The organism is Sulfurovum sp., from assembly GCF_049668085.1.
Classification (GTDB): Bacteria; Campylobacterota; Campylobacteria; order Campylobacterales; family Sulfurovaceae; genus Sulfurovum.
The window spans coordinates 1-1,605 of record NZ_JBATIY010000040.1 but is presented as its reverse complement, the minus strand read 5'-3'; the positions used below and the strand labels follow the sequence as shown (position 1 = coordinate 1,605).

Annotated in this window: 2 protein-coding genes; both read right to left on the bottom strand. The window is 40.2% G+C overall.

Features of this window, described 5'->3' with window-relative positions:
* Window positions 1-313 (bottom strand): hypothetical protein (locus WBM70_RS02685; RefSeq protein WP_424556974.1); only part of this gene is annotated, 313 nt, incomplete at its 3' end.
* Window positions 310-1,605, bottom strand: a 1,296-nt coding sequence (locus WBM70_RS02680) for a DUF1254 domain-containing protein (protein WP_424556973.1), incomplete at its 5' end; no start/stop codon positions are given. The genes WBM70_RS02685 and WBM70_RS02680, both read right to left, overlap by 4 nt.

Here is a 1,605-nt window from a genome sequence, read left to right as displayed (position 1 = left end):
AATTTGGCGTAATAACAGCTCTGTCCTCGGGCGTGTATACTCTAGCCACACATCCTAGCTCGTTAAAATCTCCTTTATACTCCGGTGATTTTGTATCGACGGCATAGTCGTACATCGTTTTGTAGTTGAGTACCAAAGGAAAGCCGTAAACATAGGCCTCTTTGGCGATTTGGGTTGCTTCTTCTGAGGTGAGCGCTGCATGTTCAGCGGCATCACTATCCTTAGCGTCTGACGAACAGCCTGATAAAATTATTATCAGGCTGGCTAGTGCAGTTAAGTAAGTCTTCATCACTTTGTATCCCTGCGCTTTCATTTAGATATGGTTACTTTTGGCAGCACGTATAGGGGGTCAAGACTCTCTGGTTCTGGCCAATAAAGTCTGGCTTGCAGAGAGAACTCCCCATCATAAGCTGGTAACCAGTTAGACACTTTATCTGTTGAAGGCTTCTCTTTTTGAATGTAGATATCCAAGGAGCCATCTTCATTATATTTAAGACCCTCCGTAGCACTACTAATGACATACCGGTTGATAGAATTTTCTGTAAAAAGTTGTTCTGGCAATTTATACATAGAAAAAGACCAAAACGCTTTTACGGGTGGGAGTCTGTCTTTGGAAAAGTGAAGGATATAGTTATGTTTAGAACCATCAAGTGCATTACCATTTTCATCTATCGTTGTATCTGGGTAAAAAGCCTCCTCAAGGTCATTTCCATAGAGTCCAAAATAGGCAGCCGCTGCACGGGTTAGGAATTTACCTTCCATCGCTTTTGGTGAGCCAAAGGCTCCTGAAACCTGCATCCATCCATCTACTACAGTACCCAGGTTTTTTGTTTCTGCTTCTATCTCTACCATTGCTTTATCTATAGCATCTTGCATAATGTTTTTCGTCTCAGGGTCGATACTGTTCACATCAAAGGGAACATTCGCGCCAATACCGATTTTTGAAAACCTTTTTAAAAGCGCCTTTTCACTTGGATTTGGTTTGACTAGCCCAAGTGAAAAATTGAGATAAGTTATGAACTCTACCGATCTGATTTTTTCTAGAGAATAGACTGGAAAATCTAATGGGGTTGACGCTTTAGGAGTTGGAGTTCCCATGTATTGACTCAGGGTCTCTACCTTATATTCACTCATAATTTTCTTAGCATTTTTTGCATCATCCGCAGAGTAGACTTGTGTGCGTGCTAAAGCCAAAAGAATGTTAGAATATGTTTGTATAACTTTAGTTATCCCTTTAGGCTTTTTCCCACTCCAGTCAGGTCCCGCGATAAGATACTTACCCGCTTTATAGCCGGTTTCACGTGTACCTACATAACCAACATTATGTGTGAATAGATCAATGAGTTGCCATGAGTAGTAACGATTATCAGAAATAGCTGGAACACTTAGAATCATTGGTTCCGCTCTTAAATCGAATATTACATTTGAATAAAAGGTATCATTATTTGGACGAACCATAGTGGTATATTCCGGACCAAGCAGAACCGCATTATGTGTTAGCTCATTAAAAGGTGCTTCATACACAGGGGAATCTTTCCAAACTTTTAAAACATAGATCATTTTATAGCTTTCCATCATCGGATAGGCATATATATACGCTTCCTT